The 14,375-nt window shown below is 73.3% G+C and carries 14 protein-coding genes; 5 read left to right on the top strand and 9 right to left on the bottom strand.

Annotation, left to right across the window (positions count from 1 at the left end; genetic code table 11):
* Positions 1-138: 138 nt before the first annotated feature.
* Positions 139-720, top strand: coding sequence for a hypothetical protein (locus tag ACZ6Y1_RS25670; protein WP_469634205.1), 582 nt, complete (start codon positions 139-141; stop codon positions 718-720).
* Between the two features lie 64 nt (positions 721-784).
* Here ACZ6Y1_RS25670 and ACZ6Y1_RS25665 read toward each other — a convergent pair whose 3' ends face one another.
* Positions 785-1,462, bottom strand: a complete 678-nt coding sequence (locus ACZ6Y1_RS25665) for a response regulator transcription factor (protein ID WP_469634202.1) — start codon at positions 1,460-1,462, stop codon at positions 785-787.
* A 33-nt stretch (positions 1,463-1,495) separates the two neighbouring features.
* Positions 1,496-2,698, bottom strand: coding sequence for a sensor histidine kinase (locus ACZ6Y1_RS25660; RefSeq protein ID WP_469634199.1), 1,203 nt, complete (start codon positions 2,696-2,698; stop codon positions 1,496-1,498).
* Between the two features lie 107 nt (positions 2,699-2,805).
* Between ACZ6Y1_RS25660 and ACZ6Y1_RS25655 the strand changes: the two genes are divergently transcribed.
* On the top strand, positions 2,806-3,798 hold the full coding sequence (locus tag ACZ6Y1_RS25655; protein ID WP_469634196.1) for an SAM-dependent methyltransferase: 993 nt from the start codon (positions 2,806-2,808) through the stop codon (positions 3,796-3,798).
* Between the two features lie 62 nt (positions 3,799-3,860).
* Here the strand turns inward: ACZ6Y1_RS25655 and ACZ6Y1_RS25650 are convergent, their stop codons facing one another.
* Positions 3,861-5,408, bottom strand: coding sequence for a M28 family metallopeptidase (locus tag ACZ6Y1_RS25650; protein WP_469634193.1), 1,548 nt, complete (start codon positions 5,406-5,408; stop codon positions 3,861-3,863).
* A 153-nt stretch (positions 5,409-5,561) separates the two neighbouring features.
* Positions 5,562-6,683, bottom strand: a complete 1,122-nt coding sequence (locus ACZ6Y1_RS25645) for a DUF5937 family protein (RefSeq protein WP_469634191.1) — start codon at positions 6,681-6,683, stop codon at positions 5,562-5,564.
* Between the two features lie 299 nt (positions 6,684-6,982).
* Here ACZ6Y1_RS25645 and ACZ6Y1_RS25640 point away from each other — a divergent pair, with 299 nt between their 5' ends.
* A complete protein-coding gene (locus ACZ6Y1_RS25640; RefSeq protein WP_469634188.1) occupies positions 6,983-7,195 on the top strand; it encodes a hypothetical protein in 213 nt (70 codons plus the stop codon).
* A 55-nt stretch (positions 7,196-7,250) separates the two neighbouring features.
* On the opposite strand, the gene ACZ6Y1_RS25635 is transcribed toward ACZ6Y1_RS25640, so the two are convergent.
* From ACZ6Y1_RS25635 to ACZ6Y1_RS25615, 5 genes are read right to left on the bottom strand one after another with little or no spacing between them, the layout of a single operon-like run.
* A complete protein-coding gene (locus tag ACZ6Y1_RS25635; protein ID WP_469634185.1) occupies positions 7,251-8,060 on the bottom strand; it encodes a type III pantothenate kinase in 810 nt (269 codons plus the stop codon).
* Positions 8,061-8,063: 3 nt separating this feature from the next.
* Positions 8,064-9,032 carry a carboxylating nicotinate-nucleotide diphosphorylase gene (gene nadC / locus ACZ6Y1_RS25630; RefSeq protein WP_469634523.1) on the bottom strand — a complete coding sequence of 323 codons (969 nt, stop codon included), beginning with the start codon at positions 9,030-9,032 and terminating at the stop codon, positions 8,064-8,066.
* 2 nt (positions 9,033-9,034) lie between these two features.
* The gene (locus ACZ6Y1_RS25625; protein ID WP_469634183.1) at positions 9,035-10,786 is read right to left on the bottom strand and encodes an L-aspartate oxidase; all 1,752 of its coding nucleotides are present in this window, start codon (positions 10,784-10,786) and stop codon (positions 9,035-9,037) included.
* Positions 10,783-11,775 (bottom strand): pantoate--beta-alanine ligase, encoded by a 993-nt coding sequence (gene panC / locus ACZ6Y1_RS25620; RefSeq protein ID WP_469634180.1) that lies wholly within the window; start codon positions 11,773-11,775, stop codon positions 10,783-10,785. The genes ACZ6Y1_RS25625 and panC overlap by 4 nt, the downstream gene beginning before the upstream one ends.
* A complete protein-coding gene (locus tag ACZ6Y1_RS25615) occupies positions 11,772-12,686 on the bottom strand; it encodes a Rossmann-like and DUF2520 domain-containing protein (protein ID WP_469634177.1) in 915 nt (304 codons plus the stop codon). Before ACZ6Y1_RS25615 ends, panC begins: the two co-directional genes overlap by 4 nt.
* 101 nt (positions 12,687-12,787) lie before the next feature.
* On the opposite strand from ACZ6Y1_RS25615, the gene ACZ6Y1_RS25610 reads away from it, so the two are divergent.
* Both ACZ6Y1_RS25610 and ACZ6Y1_RS25605 read left to right on the top strand, forming a co-directional pair.
* Positions 12,788-13,918, top strand: a complete 1,131-nt coding sequence (locus ACZ6Y1_RS25610) for a threonine aldolase family protein (protein WP_469634174.1) — start codon at positions 12,788-12,790, stop codon at positions 13,916-13,918.
* A gap of 233 nt (positions 13,919-14,151) precedes the next feature.
* On the top strand, positions 14,152-14,346 hold the full coding sequence (locus ACZ6Y1_RS25605) for a DUF397 domain-containing protein (RefSeq protein WP_469634171.1): 195 nt from the start codon (positions 14,152-14,154) through the stop codon (positions 14,344-14,346).
* Positions 14,347-14,375 lie beyond the last annotated feature (29 nt).

Genomic DNA, 14,375 nt, shown 5'->3' with positions numbered 1-14,375 from the left:
CCGGACGGGGGGTTGGGCGTGGCACAGGAGGTAACTCTCCGATGATCACATGGGCTCATCGGTGACTCCGGGTAGCGAAGGGGGCGACGGATCCTCGACCCGATCCGGCGACCCGCAACCCAAAGGGACTGCACACCCATGAACCCGTACCTCCGCATCGCCGCTCCCGCCCTGACCGCGTTCGCCCTGTCGGTGGCGCTCGCCGGCCCGGCGTCCGCGTCCCCCTCGTACGTGATCCGCAGCGGCGGCACCGTGCTCTTCTCCGCCCTCGCGGGGGAGGTCAACAACGTCACCTTCGACACCTCGCCCGGCTACCTGCTCGTCACCGATTCGGCGAGCACGCTCACCGCCGGCGCCGGGTGCCAGCAGGTGACGAGCCACTCCGTGCGCTGCGGCACCGGCGTGACCCGGATCCAGGCGGCTCTCGGCGACCGGGACGACAGGGCCGAGAACAAGACCTCGATCCCGAGCGACATCGACGGCGGGGAGGGCCAGGACACGATCATCGGCGGGGACGGCAACGACCGGCTCACCGACCGCGACGGCTGGAACTCCGCGCCTCCGGCCACCACCTTCAACGGCAGGGGCGGCAACGACACCATCGTCAGCCGCAACGGCGGCTACGACCGGATCGAATGCGGCACCGGCTCCGACCTCCTGGTGGCCGACAGCGCCGCGCTCGACGTCGTCGTCGGCGGCTGCGAGTTCATCACCCGCTGACCCCCGTCCCCGTCCTCCCCGCCCGGCGCCAGGACGGCCGGGCGGGGAGCCCCGTGCCACGGCACTAGACCGAAGGGCCGCCGCCCGCGCGGACCAGGCCCGTCTCGTACGCCAGGACCACCACCTGCACCCGGTCCCGCAGGTTCAGCTTCGTCAGGATCCGCCCCACGTGCGTCTTCACCGTGGCCTCCGACAGGACGAGGCGGCCCGCGATCTCACCGTTCGACAGCCCCTGCGCCACCAGCAGCATGACCTCGCGCTCGCGCTCCGTCAGCCGCTCGACCTCCTTGTTCTGCGGCTCCTGCGTGGTCGTCGGCAGCATCGGCGCGAACCGGTCCAGCAGCCGCCGCGTCGTCGACGGGGCGACCACCGCGTCGCCGCTGTGCACCGAGCGGATCGCCGCGAGCAACTCGGCCGGCGGGACGTCCTTCAGCATGAAGCCGCTCGCCCCCGCCTTCAGCCCGGAGAAGGCGTACTCGTCCAGGTCGAAGGTGGTCAGGATGATGACCTTCGGGTGCTCCTGCGGCTCGCAGATCCGCCGCGTCGCCTCGACCCCGTCGAGCCTGGGCATGCGGACGTCCATCAGCACCACGTCCACCTTCGTGGACCGCAGCACCTCCAGGGCCTCCAGGCCGTCGCCGGCCTCGGCGACGACCTCCATGTCCGGCTGTGCGGCCAGCACCATCCGGAAACCGGTGCGCAGCAGCACCTGGTCGTCTACCAGCATCACGCGGATGGACATCGGTTACCTCGTCCTCGTCATCGCTTCATCGCTTCATTGCTTCTTGAGTGGGAGCAGCGCGCTGATCCGGAAGCCGCCGCCCGGCCGCGGCCCCGCCTCCAGGGTTCCGCCGACCATACCGATCCGCTCGCGCATGCCGATCAGCCCGTGCCCGGCGCCGTCCGCGCCGCCGTCCTCGTACAACTCGTGCGCCGCGCCCCGCCCGTCGTCCTCGACGAGCAGCCCGAGCCCGTCGTCGAAGTAGACCAGCCGCACGCTCGCCTTCGCGTCCGGACCGCCGTGCTTGCGGGTGTTCGTCAGCGCCTCCTGCACGATCCGGTACGCCGTCAGCTCCACGCCGCTCGGCAGCCGCCGCGGCGCGCCCTCGACCTCGAAGTCCACGGCGAGCCCGGCCGCCCGTACCTGCTCGACCAGGACCTCGATCTGCTCGACGTCCGGCTGCGGCACGTAGTCCTCGGACTCCTGCGGCTCGCCCGTGCGCAGGACGCCCAGCAGCCGGCGCATCTCCGCCAGGGCCTGGCGGCCCGTCCCGGAGATCGTCTGGAGGGCCTCCTTGGCCTGCTCGGGGGCCACGTCCATGACGTACGCGGCGCCGTCGGCCTGGACCACCATCACCGAGACGTTGTGCGCGACCACGTCGTGCAGTTCGCGGGCGATCCGGGCGCGCTCTGCGGCCACGGCCACCTTCGACTGGGCCTCGCGCTCCTTCTCCAGCCGCTGGTTGCGCTCGATGAGCTGGGCGTAGTAGGCCCGGCGGGTGCGCAGCGAGTCGCCCAGCACCCACGCCAGGACGAACGGGACGATCATGAAGACGGCGAACAGGACGTTGTCGACGTCGTTCGATCCCTTGTCCACCCCGAACCGCACGAAGTAGAGCGGGGCCGCCGCCACCCCCCAGCCCAGCGCGGTGCGCGAGACCCACCGGGGGACCTCGCTCGCGGCGACGGTGAAGAGGACGACGAACATGGCGAGGTCCCAGAGCCCCGCGGTGATCCCCAGGGCCAGCTGGTAGATCCCCGCGCCGAGGGCGAGCCAGAACATCGCCTGCGTCCACTTGCGGCGCAGTGCCACGGCGGTGCTCAGGGCGAGCACGGCGGGGACCGTAGCGAGCCTCATGAGGGTGCTCAGGGAGCCGTCGACCGCCACGTCCAGCATCGAGGCCCCGAAGAGGAGGACAGCCCAGAAGCTGTCGACGCCCGTGGGGTGTCTGCGGAGGAAGTCGTAGAGGCGCTGCACGTAACCCAGAGTAGGGAACCGCGACAGGTGCTGGAGTCAACCAGAGGTGCCAACCTCGCGGAGGGGCCGTACTCCCCAAGGTGGACGGTGAACTTAACCTTTGCCCGATGAGCACTCAGCCAGGAGTCGAGCGTCCGGTCCGGTGGCGGACCGCGATGGAGACCGCACTGTACGGACCCGGAGGCTTCTACGTGCGCCCGGGCGGCCCAGGGCCCGCCGGGCACTTCCGCACCTCGGTGCACGCGTCGGGGCTGTACGCGGGCGCCGTGGCCCGGCTCCTGCTGTGGGTGGACGAGCAGCTGGGGCAGCCCGGTGAGCTGGACCTGGTCGACATGGCGGCCGGCCGGGGCGAGCTGGTGGCCGGTGTGCTCGCCGCGCTGCCCGCCGGGGTGGCCGCCCGGGTGCGGCCGTACGCGGTCGAGCGCGCGGAGCGGCCGGCCGGGCTCGACCCGCGGGTCGAGTGGGTGGCGCAGCCGCCCGGGCGGACGACCGGTCTCCTCTTCGCCAACGAATGGCTGGACAACGTACCGCTGGAGATCGCCGAGGACGGCCGGTACGTCCTGGTCGCGCGCGACGGTACGGAGTCCCCGGGCGACCACCTCGACGCAGCCGACCGGGCCTGGCTGGAGCGCTGGTGGCCGGGCGCGGAGCAGGGCGGCCGGGCGGAGATCGGGCGGGCCCGGGACGAGGCCTGGGCGGCCGCCGAGGCGACCGTGGAGCGGGGCCTGGCGGTGGCGGTGGACTACGCCCACACCCGCGGGGCGCGGCCCCCGTACGGCACCCTGGCGGGCTTCCGCGCGGGCCGGGAGGTCCGGCCCGTCCCGGACGGCAGCTGCGACATCACCGCCCACGTGGCCCTGGACTCCTGCGCGGGTCCCGGGGCGGTGCTGCTGACCCAGCGCGAGGCGCTGACCGCCCTCGGCGTCTCGGGGGCCCGCCCCCCGCTGGCCCTGGCCTCCACGGACCCGGCCGGCTACGTCCGCCGGCTCGCCTCCGCGGGGGAAGCGGCGGAGCTGACGGCCCGCGGCGGGCTGGGGGACTTCGGCTGGCTGGTCCGGGCGAAGGGCATCCGCCCGTGGCCGGACACCGCGCCCGGCTGACGCGGAAGGGGCCGGTACCCCGAACGGGATACCGGCCCCCTCCTCGGAGCCCTTACCGGTCCTTACTCCACGACGTCGTCGTGGCCGGCGTGCAGCCCGCCGCCGCTGCCCGTGCCGGTGGTCGGCACGGAGACGACCGGCTTCGACAGGGGTGCCAGGTCGAAGGCGTAGTGGCCGACCGCGTCCGCGATGACGTCGACGTTGATGTCGAGCGCCTTCTGGTCGATGTTCGCCAGGGTGTCGCCCTTGGCGTGGTAGTTCTCGTCGTAGGCGACGCCCGCCTTGCCGCCGAACTTGGCGGCCTGCTCGGCGGTCATGATGCCCTCGGCCCCGGTGAACGTACCACCGGACGGGATGCCCACCGCGATGAACGGGCCGTAGTCCGAGCGCCCGGAGAAGTCCGTGCCCTCGTGCGGGACGTTCTTGGAGTCGAGGAAGTCGGTGATCCCCTTCTCCAGCTGGGCGGAGCCCTCCGGGCCGGGGCCCGCGCCCGTCTTGTCCGAGTCGTCGCCGTCGTAGACGAAGTACGCGGAGTTCGGCGAGGCGATCATGTCGAAGTTCAGGTAGAGCTTGATCTGCTTCTTCTGTGCCTCCGTCAGCCCGTCGACGTACGCCTCCGAGCCGAGCAGGCCGAACTCCTCCGCCGACCACCAGGCGAACTTGACCTTGTTCTTGATCTTGTTCTGGCTGCTCGCGAGCCGCTGCGCGACCTGGAGGATGCCGGCCGAGCCGGAACCGTTGTCGTTGATGCCCGGGCCGGCCGCGACCGAGTCGAGGTGCGCGCCGAGGAAGACGGTGTTGTCCGCGTCGCCGCCCTGGGTCTCCGCGATGACGTTGTACGTCTTGCGGTTCTCGCGCAGCTGCCGGATGTCGAGGGTGACCTCCACCGGCCCGGCCGCGACCTCGGCCGCGAGCTTCTGGCCCTCTGCCATGGTGATGCCGCCGGTCGGGACCTTGCCCACGTTCGGGTCGCCGAGGGTGCCGTTCAGGGCGCCGTCGGTGTTGTTCCATATGATCGCGCCGACCGCGCCCGCGGCCGCCGCGTTGGCCTGCTTCGCCGCGAAGGTGCAGCCGCCGCGCTTGATCAGGGCGATCTTGCCGGTGAAGGCACCGGCGGCGAAGTCGCCCGGCTCGCAGCCGTTCGTCCCGTCCGCGTCGACCGGGGCGGCGGCGACCTGGGCGGTGACACCGCCCGCCGGGGTGCTCGTGGTGTACGTCATCAGGTGGATCGGGACGTCGTGCGCGTTCGGGCCGTTCACCGTGAGCTTCTCGGCGATGGCCTCGACGTACACGAAGTCGAACTCGTTCTTCGTGACCTTGTAGCCGGCCGCCTTCATCACGGCCTCGACGTACTTGGCGGACTGGTCGTGGCCCTTGGAGCCGGCGACCCGCGTCCCGTTGTTGTAGTCGGCGATCGACTGGAGCACCTTCAGGTGGTTGTAGGCACCCTTGCCCGTCGAGTCCTTCACCAGTTTCCTGGCCAGTGCGTCACCCCTGGCGGCATCGCTCGCGGGGCTCGTGGCACCGGCCGGACCGGCGAGCATCAGCGGGGAGACGAGGGCCGCGGCCGCCAGGGCGGCGGTTGCTGCGGCTATACGGCGTGAGGGCATGCAGGGTCCTTCCACGGCATAAGTGCGAGCAGGGAGGAGCGGTGGACGCACGTTAAGCAGCAACGGGTCACTCTGGCCAGACTTTTCACTGATTCCGGTTTGTGAATTCCGTATATCGGCGACTCGGCGGCAGCTCGGAGGCAGTTTCCCCCACTAGCGGAGGATCCCCTCGATGAAGTCCGAACCGATGCGCGCCACGGCGGCGAGATCCAACTGGTGCTGGGCGTACCGTCCTTGACGGCGCGTGTGCAGCAGACCGGCCTTCTTCAGGACGGAGAGGTGGCGCGACACCTCCGGCGCGGTGATGCCGTACACGGCCGCCAACTCGCTGGTCGTGTACGAGGCCCGCGCCAGGCTCCGGCACAGCATCATCCGCATCGGATGGGCGAGGGCCTCCATCCGCCGCTGGAGCAGCTCCACCGAGCCCGGCGCGGAGACCGGTCCGGGGGTGCCGAGCGGATAGTGGACCACCGGACGCCAGCCCGGCGCGTGCAGCACGAGCAGATGCGGCCAGCCGAAGTTGGTCGGCACGAACACCAGACCGGTGCCTATTCGCGGATCGGTGGCGGTGGCCGAACCGTTGACCATCTTGTCGGCGGTGATGGTGGTGAGGCGCTCGTCCACGCTCAGCGCCGAGGAGACCTCCTGCAGCGCCGCCGGCAGCCCCTTGTGGCGCAGCACCTCCGTCTTGTGCCGGGCGTCCGCGCTCTGGCCGGGCTCGATCCGCCGCCAGGTCTCGGCGAAGAAGGCCTCGTCGCAGTCCTCCAGGAGCCGGCGCATCCACACCCGGACCCCGGCCGGGTCCTCCAGCAGGCGCAGCGAGAAGTCCAGCTGGCGCGGACCGCGTGCGGCGGCCGTCTCCAGTGCCTTGGCCCGGGCCCGGGAATCCGTGAGCGGGGAGGGCAGCCCCTCGTTGTAGAGGGCGAGCCAGCAGTGCTCCAGGGCGGCCCGCACGAACCGCTCGTCGTCGAGCCGGTCGAGTACGTCGAGCTCCCCGGCGAGGGTCGCGGCGGGCAGCCCGGTCCCTCCCGGGACGCCGGCGAAGGGCATGAAGATGTCCGAGAAGGAACTCCGCCACATGAAGTCCGCCTCCAGCAGCCGGTCCGCGAGACCCGGATCGAGCGCGGCGGTGGTGGCGGCGGTCCAGGAGGCGAGCGCGGGGTGATGGGCGGGCTGGGAGAGCGCGTGCAGCGCCATGCAGAGCTCTGCGAGGGGCGAGGGCGAGAAGGAGATCCGCCCTGCGGGGAGCCCGGCGATGTCGATGGTGACGCTCATCGCCCCATTCTCCCCGGAGGCCCGGGCGCCCGGCCGCAGCGCGGCGGGGTCCGGCCGGGTGGTGTCGCCCGCGTCGCGGCAGGCCCGGCGGCTCAAACGCCGGCGGGGCTGAGTTCGCAGACGGCAGCAGCCGAAGTCCGGCCCCTCCCGAGGAGCGGGGGTCCGGGGGCGGAGCCCACGGTTTCGGGAAGGGGCGGGGTGGGGGACAGGCCCCGCGCAGCGGACCCGGCACGGCCGCCCGATTGACGGGGCCCGTCAATCGTCGTGCGGCCCGGCACTGGCAGGCGCAGGGTGGAGGGATGACCGCCATCGAGCAGTACCTCATCGACACCTACCGGGCGTCACAGCACGGCGACCCCCCGCCGCCCCCACCCGGCCGCGACGACGTCGCCACCCTCCGCGCGGCCCGCACGTACGAGCAGTTCCAGGCCGTCCTGGACGGCCGCCCGGCAGGTCACCCCTGGCGGGCGGCGGTCCGCAGACTCCTGACCCGGCCCCGGCCCACGGCCTGACCCCGCAGCGGGCCGGCCCGCCCGGAGCACCGGCACCGGCACCGGCGGCACCGGCTCAGGCGAAGCTCGGCGCGTTGCGTTCGTAGACCAGGCGGAGCCCGATCAGCGTCAGCCACGGCTCGTGGTCGTCGATCACCGAGGACTCCCCGAGGACGATCGGCGCCAGACCACCCGTCGCGATCACCCGCACGTCCTCCGGGTTCCCCGACGGCCCGGCCAGTTCCCTGGCCATCCGGGTCACGATCCCGTCGACCTGCCCGGCGAAGCCGTAGACCACGCCCGACTGCATCGCCTCGACCGTCGACTTGCCGACCACGTTCCGCGGCCGGGCCAGTTCGATCTTCCGCAGCTGCGCGCCGCGGACCCCGAGCGCCTCCATCGAGATCTCGATGCCGGGGGAGATCACCCCGCCCACGTACTCGCCCTTCGCGGACACCGCGTCGAACGTGGTCGCCGTACCCAGGTCGACCACGATCGCCGGACCCCCGTACAGCTCGACCACCGCGACCGCGTTCACGATGCGGTCCGCGCCGACCTCCTTCGGGTTGTCCATCAGGATCGGCACGCCCGTCTTCGTGCCGGGCTCCACGATCACCGCGGGCACGTCGCCGTAGTAGCGGCGGGTCACCTCGCGGAGCTCGTGCAGGACCGCCGGCACCGTCGAGCAGATCGCGATGCCGTGGATCCCGTCCCCCAGCTCGCTGCCGAGCATCGGGTGCATGCCCATCAGGCCCTGCATCAGCACGGCCATCTCGTCGGCCGTGCGCCGCGGGTCGGTCGAGATGCGCCAGTGCTCGACGATCTCGTCACCGTCGAACAGGCCCAGGACCGTGTGGGTGTTGCCTACGTCGATGGTGAGGAGCACCGGTTACACCGCCTCGCGCAGGTCGAGGCCGATGTCCAGGATCGGCGAGGAGTGGGTCAGCCCGCCGACGGCCAGGTAGTCAACGCCCGTCTCGGCGTACGCCCGGGCGGTGTCCAGCGTCAGGCGGCCCGAGGACTCCAGCACCGCGCGGCCCGCGACCAGGGCCACGGCCTCGGCGGTCTGCTCCACCGTGAAGTTGTCCAGCAGGATCAGGTCCGCGCCCGCCTCCAGGACCTCGCCGATCTGCTCCAGGTTGTCGACCTCGACCTCGATCGGGACCTCCGGGAAGGCCTCCCGTACGGCCTTGAAGGCCTGCGCCACGCCGCCCGCGGCCACCACGTGGTTGTCCTTCACCAGCGCCGCGTCCGACAGCGACATGCGGTGGTTGACGCCGCCGCCGCAGCGCACCGCGTACTTCTCCAGGGCGCGCAGCCCGGGGGTGGTCTTGCGGGTGTCGCGGACCTTCGCCGACGTGCCGTCGAGGACGTCGGCCCAGCGGCGGGTGGCCGTCGCGATGCCGGACAGGCGGCACAGGATGTTCAGCGCGCTGCGCTCGGCCGTCAGCAGGTCGCGGGTGCGGGAGCGCACGGACAGCAGCAGCTGGCCGGCCTCGACGGTGTCGCCGTCCTCCGCGTGCCGCTCCACCTCGAAGGCCTCCGTGCAGACCACGGAGAACACGGCCTCGGCGATGCGCAGGCCCGCCACGACGCCGTTCTCGCGCGCGACGAAGTCGGCGACGGCCTCGGCGTCCTCGGGGACGGTGGCCACGGTGGTCACGTCGACCCCGCCGTCGAGGTCCTCGGAGAGCGCCATGTGGGCGATGTCCTCGACCTCGATCGGGTCGAGGCCCGCGTCCACCAGCAGCTGGGCCAGCGCCGGGTCCAGGCCGGTCTCCTCGCCGTCGCCGCAGGCGCAGTCGTCGCCGCAGCCGCCGTCGTTCTGGTCGATCAGGGGAAGTTCGGGGGTGCTCACGGTCACTGCTCCAGGCTCAGGGGGTGGGTCACGGACGGGAAGTCCGCGGATTCGGTGGGGGTCACGACCAGGGCCCGCCGCTCGGCCCGGGACAGCCGCACCACGAGGTGGCGGCGCCAGGCGGCGTCGTCCCGGTCCGGGTGGTCCTCGCGCCAGTGGCAGCCGCGGGTCTCCACCCGCCGCTCGGCGGCGGCGACCAGCACCCGCGCCACGCACAGCAGGTTCGTCGCCTCCCAGGTGTCCACACCCGGCTCGGCGGTCTTGCCGTGCGCCTCCAGCTCGCCGAGGGCGGTCGCGTACAGCGCTTCGAGGGACTCGGCCGCCGTGCGCAGCGACTCGGCCGAGCGCAGCACGCCCGCGCCCTCCGTCATGATCCGCTGGATCTCGTACCGGGCCACCGCCGGCTGCAGCGGGCCGGTCGCGGGGACCGGCACGCCCGGGCCGCTGCCCGAGGGCGCGTTGCGGGCGATGTCCTCGGCGATGCGCTCGGCGAAGACCAGCCCCTCCAGCAGGGAGTTGGAGGCCAGCCGGTTCGCGCCGTGCACGCCCGTGCAGGCGACCTCACCGCAGGCGTACAGGCCGGGGACGGTGGTCCGGCCGTGCAGGTCCGTCCGTACGCCGCCCGACGCGTAGTGCGCGGCGGGCGCGACCGGGATCGGCTCGGTCACCGGGTCGATGCCGTGCGAGCGGCAGGCGGCCAGGATGGTGGGGAAGCGCTGCTCCCACATCTCGGCGCCGAAGTGCCGGGCGTCCAGGTACATGTGCTGGGCGCCCTGCTCCAGCATGCGGCGCGTGATCCCCTTGGCGACGATGTCGCGCGGCGCCAGCTCGGCCAGTTCGTGCTGGCCCACCATGAAGCGCACCCCGTCCGCGTCGACGAGGTACGCGCCCTCGCCGCGGACCGCCTCCGAGACGAGGGGCTGCTGGCCCTCGGCGTCGGGACCCAGGAACAGCACCGTCGGGTGGAACTGCACGAACTCCAGGTCGGAGACCTCGGCCCCGGCCCGCAGGGCGAGCGCGACCCCGTCGCCCGTGGACACCGACGGGTTGGTCGTCGCGGAGAACACCTGGCCCATGCCGCCCGTCGCGAGGATCACGGCCGGTGCGTGGACGGCGCCGACCCCGTCGTGCTGGCCCTCGCCCATGACGTGCAGGGTCACCCCGGCCGTCCGGCCCTCCGCGTCCTGGAGCAGGTCCAGTACGAGGGCGTTCTCCACCGTCTCTATGCCCGCCGCGTGCACGGCCTCGACGAGCGCCCGCGAGATCTCCGCGCCGGTGGCGTCGCCGCCCGCGTGCGCGATCCGGCGCCGGTGGTGGCCGCCCTCCCGGGTCAGCTCTATCTCCCCGGTCTGCGCGGAGGTGTCGAAGACGGCGCCCGCCTCGATCAGCCGGCGCACCGCGCCCGGGCCCTCGGTGACGAGCAGCCGTACGGCCTCCTCGTCGCACAGGCCCGCCCCCGCGACCAGCGTGTCGTCGAGGTGCTGCTCGGGGGTGTCCCCCTCGCCGAGGGCCGCGGCGATGCCGCCCTGGGCCCAGCGGGTGGAACCGTCGTCGAGCCTGGCCTTGGTGACCACGACCGTACGGCGGCCGGCGGCGGCGCAGCGCAGCGCCGCGGTCAGACCCGCGACGCCCGAACCGACGACCACGACGTCGGCTTCGACGGCCCAGCCGGGGGCCGGCGCGTGCAGCCGTATGCCGGTCCCCGCGCCCGCTTCTGCGCCGCCCGACGGGACGGCTCTGCCTGGGGTGCTCACGTGTGCGCTCCGAACTCCAATGGAATGTTGTCGATCAGCCTGGTCGCCCCCACCTTCGCCGCGACGGCCAGCACGGCCTGCCCGGTGAACTCGGGGCCGACGTCGGTGAAGTCCCGCGGATCCACCAGCGCCAGGTAGTCCAGTACGAGCGGAGGCTCGTGCCGGCCCGCCTCCTCCAGCACGTGCCGCGCGGCGGCCCGTACCGCGTCCGGCAGCCCGCCGCCCGCCGCCGAGACGGCGTGCGCGTCGGCGGAGGCACGGATCTCGCCCAGCCGGGCCAGGGCCGTGGCCCGTTCGTCGCTGGCGGGGGCGGCCTCGGCGCGGGCCCGCAGCGCCGCCTGCGCGGCCAGCCGGTCCTGCCCCGCGAACAGGGCGCGCGACAGGGCCAGGGCGGTGTGCCGCTCGGCGGGGGAGAGGTAGCGGTTGCGGGACGACAGCGCGAGCCCGTCCTCCTCGCGGACGGTCGGTACGCCGACCACCTCGACGGGGAAGTTCAGGTCCGTCACCATCCGCCGGATCAGCGCCAGTTGCTGCGCGTCCTTCTGGCCGAAGAGCGCCACGTCGGGTCGGGTCAGGTGGAGCAGCTTCGCGACGACGGTCAGCATCCCGTCGAAGTGCCCCGGACGGGTGCTCCCTTCGAGGCGCCCGCCCATCGGACCCGCGGTGATCCGCACCTGCGGATCACCGCCCGGGTAGACCTCGTCGACGGCGGGCGCGAACACCGCGTCGGCGCCCGCCCCTTCGGCGATCACGAGGTCCGCGTCGAGGGTGCGGGGGTAGCGGTCCAGGTCCTCGTTCGCCCCGAACTGCAGGGGATTGACGAAAACGGTGACGACGACCTGCCCCTCCGGTCCGGCCAGCTCGCGCGCCGAGCGGATCAGGGTGGCATGGCCCTCGTGCAGGGCGCCCATGGTCATCACCACGGCCCGGCGGCCGTTCCGCGGGAGCTTCTGCAGCTCCTCGGCGGTGTCGAGCAGCAGTTCGCTCATGGGGCGCTGTCCCCTTCCGGCTCCGCGTCGGCGAGTACGCCGAGCAGGTCCTCGGCGAGTTCGGGCTTGAGCAGACCGTGCGCGAGCGCCCGGTCCGCGGTCGTACGGGCCATCGCCAGGTAACCGGCGACCGTGCCCGGTGCGTGCCGGCGCAGCTCCGAGACGTGCGCGGCGACCGTACCGGCGTCACCGCGGGCCACCGGCCCGGTCAGGGCGGCGTCCCCGGAGCGCAGGGCGTTGTCCAGGGCCGCGCCGAGCAGCGGGCCGAGCATCCGGTCGGGGTGTTCGACCCCGGCCTTGCCCAGCAGCTCCATGGACTGCGCGACCAGGGTGACCAGGTGGTTCGCCCCCAGGGCCAGGCCGGCGTGGTAGAGCGGACGGTTCTCCTCCGCGATCCACTCGGGCTCCCCGCCCATCTCGATGACCAGCGCCTCGGCCGCGAGCCGCAGCTCCTCGGGAGCGGTGACGCCGAAGGAGCAGCCCGCCAGGCGCTGCACGTCGACCTCGGTGCCGGTGAAGGTCATCGCGGGGTGCAGGGCCAGCGGCAGCGCCCCGGCCCGGCGGGCCGGGTCGAGCACGGAGGTCCCGTACCGGCCGGAGGTGTGCACGAGGAGCTGCCCGGGCCGGACCGCGCCGGTCTCGGCCAGCCCCTGTACGAGCTTCGGCAGCGCGTCGTCGGGCACGGTGAGCAGCACCAGGTCGGCCAGCTCCAGCACCTGCGCGGGCGGTACGAGCGGCACGTCGGGCAGCATCCGGGCGGCCCGGCGCACGGACGCGTCGGAGACCCCGGACACGGCGACGGGCCGGTGCCCGGCCTGCTGGAGCGCACGGGCCAGCGCGGGGCCGACCCGACCGGCTCCGACGACGCCGACGGCGAGCCGTGCGGGGCGCGGCTGCTGTGATGGATTCACGCGGGAAGGGCCTTCCGTTCCAGTCCGCGGGGGGTACCGGACGATACGTCGCCATGCTAGCCCCTGGGGCCGCGGCCGCCCGGTCGGCGATGATCGGGGCCATGGCCGATCAGAACGAGGACGAGGCGTACGAGCAGCGGCTGGTGGCCGCCTGGCGGGGGGCGGAGCGGACGCTGAGCCGCGGCCCGTGGGAGGCCACGCTGGGCGAGCTGCTGGCGGGGCTGGCGGACGCCCCCCACGACCCGGACGAACAGGCCGACCTGTACGGCGACGGGGTGGTCGCCACCCTGGAGCGCCGGGTCGCGGAACTGCTCGGCACCGAGGACGCCGCGTTCTTCCCCTCCGGCACCATGGCCCAGCAGATCGCCCTGCGCTGCTGGGCCGGCCGCACCGGGAACCCGGCCGTCGCCCTGCATCCGATGAGCCACCCCGAGCGGTGGGAGGCGCAGGCGCTGTCGGCCGTCTCCGGGCTGCGGGTGGTGCACCCGACGACGGAGCCCCGCCCGCCGACGGCCGCGGAGGTCGCCTCCCTCCCGGAACCCTTCGGCACGCTGATGCTGGAGCTGCCCCTGCGCGACGCCGGTTTCCTCCTGCCCACCTGGGAGGAACTGGAGGAGGTGGTGGAGGCGGCGCGCGAGCGGGAGGCGGCGGTCCACTTCGACGGGGCCCGGCTGTGGGAGAGCACGGTCCACTTCGGCCGCCCGCTCCCCGAGATCGCCGCCCTGGCGGATTCCGTGTACGTGTCCTTCTACAAGTCCCTCGGCGGGCTCAGCGGGGCCTGCCTGGCGGGAGCGGCCGACTTCGTCGAGGAGACCAGGGTCTGGCGCCACCGCTACGGCGGCCGCGTCTTCCGCCAGTTCCCCGCCGCGCTGTCCGCCCTGGCGGGCCTGGAGCGCGAGCTGCCCCGCCTGCCGGCGTACGTGGACCACGCCCGCCTGGTCGCGGACGCCCTGCGCGCGGCCCTCGCCGCCTCGGGCACCGCCTGGTCCCGGGTCCACCCGGAGGTCCCGCACACCCACCAGTTCCAGGTCTGGCTGCCCTTCGAGGCGGACCACCTGACGGAGACGGGGCTGCGCACGGCGCGGGAGACGGGCCGGGTCCTGTTCCGCCAGTGGGCCCCGACGGTCGTGCCGGGCGTGTCCATGACGGAGGTGACGGTTACGGGCCCGGGCCTGTCCTGGACCGCGGCGGACGTGACGGACGCGGTCGCGGACTTCACGGCGAGGCTGTAGCGAATCCGGCCCGTCCGGCGTTCGAGGACCGGGGTCCGGGGAGGAGCCCCGGGAAGGCGGAGCCCCGGGAAACGGGAAAGGGCGGGCCGGGGCCGGATCCGGGCAGCGCCACCCCCGCCCACCGCCCCCGGAACCGGCTCGCGAATCACCGAATTCCGCGAAAACGACCGGCGAACTCCGGCCACGGGGTTACCGTCCCTCCGATGGGAATTCCTGGGACCGGAGGAGACACCATGACCGTCCAGCCCGCGGCAAGCGTCTGGCAGAAGTCCTCGTTCTGCGGCGAGGGAGACACGTGCGTCTACGTCTCCGCCACCCCCGGCTCCCTCGTGCGCGTCGCGGACCGCGCGGATCCGGCCCACCTCGTGCTCGCCACGACCCAGGCCGCCTGGGCCGATTTCCTCCGCGCCGTGAAGGAAGCCGGATAGCCCAACCGCCGCGCCGCACCCTTCGCGCT

Source organism: Streptomyces sp. NPDC053432, assembly GCF_055585365.1.
The sequence above is the reverse complement of the archived record's forward strand: the minus strand, read 5'-3'. Positions and strand labels throughout refer to the sequence as shown.